1 protein-coding gene is annotated in these 2,485 nt (G+C 44.9%); it reads left to right on the top strand.

The features are described 5' to 3' along the window. Nucleotides 1–297: 297 nt before the first annotated feature. Nucleotides 298–2,286 carry an oleate hydratase gene (locus FTT77_RS17115; RefSeq protein ID WP_166134746.1) on the top strand — a complete coding sequence of 663 codons (1,989 nt, stop codon included), beginning with the start codon at nucleotides 298–300 and terminating at the stop codon, nucleotides 2,284–2,286. The last annotated feature ends 199 nt before the right edge of the window (nucleotides 2,287–2,485 follow it).

The raw sequence follows: 2,485 nt of genomic DNA, 5'->3' as shown, positions 1-2,485 counted from the left end.
GAAATTCATGCGCGTGTGGCAGTTCTGAATAGATTTACGGAATTAGGTAGACCTCACACCCAAGTTGTCACTTAAATTTGAATGGATTGGGGAAAACTCAGCTTTTGAATGTTTATGCAACAAAGCCGTTCTAGGATGATACTGTATTGTTCATCTACATTTTCTCAGAATTTTGAACACCCTCCATTAATTGACTAAGATGGCGATTCAACTAAACTGAAAGTGCTGTTCGCAATACCACTAAGGGTATCAGCGAGAACAGCAAGTATTTCTATTCAGTAAAGGAAGGAGTCCGTAATGGCTAAAAAGACAATTGCGAAATTTGATATCTCGGTAACCGCACCAGAGGGTTTTGAACATGAGCCTGACGCAACAGGCGGTTTTTGGTGCCATAAACCGCTTAACACTTTGCCACCGGGGGATTTTATATCGCCCTATTCGCGTCATAAAACCTTACCAACTCCAGGAGTCGAAAAGCGTAAAGCGTGGATAATTGGTGGTGGTATCGGGGGGCTTGCCGCGGCATTTTATTTAATTCGCGATGGTCATATGCCCGCCGAAAATATCACTATTTTAGAAGAAATGAGTGTAGAAGGCGGCTCTATGGATGGTGCGGGTAACCTCGAAGACGGTTACATCATTCGCGGTGGTCGTGAAATGAACTGGAACTACGACACCCTCTGGGATCTATTCCAGGACATTCCCGCCCTTGAACTTCCCGAAGAGTATTCTGTTCTCGATGAATACCGAATGATAAACGACAACGACCCAAATTACTCTAAGGCCCGTTTAATTAACAAGTCCGGCGAGATCCTTGACTCAGAAGACATGGGGCTGAGTAAATCTCAGCAATGGGAACTTATCCGCTTAATGCTGAAACGCAAGGAAGAGTTAGACGACATAAGCATTGAGGAATATTTCAGTGAAGGCTTTTTACAAAGCAACTTCTGGTTTTTATTCCGTACTATGTTTGCTTTTAAAAACTGCCACAGCGTGTTGGAAACCAAGCTCTATTTGCATCGTTTTCTGGACTCAATTGACGGCTTTGGTGACATGTCTGTTCTGCTTTTCCCTAAATACAATCAGTACGACACCTTTATAAAGCCACTGACCAATTTTCTGCGTGAAAAAGGAGTGAAATTTACCTTTGAAGCCAGAGTAGATGACCTTGATATGAGCATTACCGGAGACAACAAGACGGTAACCGGAATTCAGGCCGTTGTTAAAGGTGAAGAGCAATATATTGAAGTTGGCAAGAATGATTTAGTGTTCGCCCTCACCGGATCAATGACTGAACAGACGGCTTATGCCGGTATGGATGATGCCCCGGAGCTTAACTGTGAAAGGCATGACCCGGGTAGCGAAAGTGGCTGGAACTTATGGAAGAACCTCGCCAAGAAGTCTCCCGTTTTCGGTAAGCCAGAAAAATTTTATGGTGACGTAGACAAGTCTATATGGGAGTCGGCCACCCTTACCTGCAAGCCCTCACCCCTTGTCGATAAACTGAAAACCTTATCAGTAAACGACCCATACTCCGGTCGAACCGTAACCGGCGGCATAGTGACTTTTACTGACTCCAACTGGCTGTTAAGTGTTACCTGTAATCGCCAACCCCACTTCCCCGACCAGCCAGATGACACATTGGTGTTGTGGGTTTATGGCCTGTTGATGGATAAGCAAGGCAACCGTGTAAACAAAACCATGCCAGAATGCACCGGTAAAGAAATTCTGACCGAGCTTTGCCATCATCTGGGTATTGAAGACCAGTTAGATGAGGTTATAGCCAACACCAAAATACGCATTGCGCTTATGCCTTATATTACAGCTCAGTTTATGCCCAGAGCTGCAGGCGACAGGCCCAGAGTAGTTCCTGAAGGCTGCACGAATTTAGGCTTAGTGGGACAATTTGTAGAAACTCGCAATGACATAATATTCACCATGGAAGCCTCTATTCGCACCGCCCGTATTGGTGTGTATAAACTGCTGAATATTCCCAAACAGGTGCCTGATATAAGCCCGACACAATACGACATTCGTAACATCATAAAAGGTGCCAGAGCGCTCAATAGCAATAAGCCTTTTATTGGCGAGCGTATGCTGCACCGCTTACTCGACAAAACCTACTTTGCCCACATACTGCCGCCGCTGCCCGAACCGGAGGAGAAAAAGCAAACGCACTTCGAAGAAGAGCTAAGGGAACTGCTTGGTAAAGGCGGTGACTCAATACATAAATTCTCAAGCTGGGTTAACTCGCTGAGGGAGAATTTTTCGAGCAAAGATAAATAGCGGGTTAGGTTTTGTTTTTTGCACAAAAAAGCCGCTCGAATGAGCGGCTTCTTATATGGAATTGGTGGAGCTGGGCACTGTTGCAAATAGAGATTTGAGTCGATGAAGTTCCCTTTAAAAAGTGCTTAGAGACCGAAAACCCTGTTGATTAGACACACTTCACCCTGAGGCTGACCATAATAAAATGACGATGCTTGTC

The sequence above is a fragment of the Acinetobacter sp. YH01010 genome, assembly GCF_013420775.1.
GTDB lineage: Bacteria > Pseudomonadota > Gammaproteobacteria > Pseudomonadales > Moraxellaceae > Acinetobacter > Acinetobacter amyesii.
The sequence above is the reverse complement of the archived record's forward strand: the minus strand, read 5'-3'. Positions and strand labels throughout refer to the sequence as shown.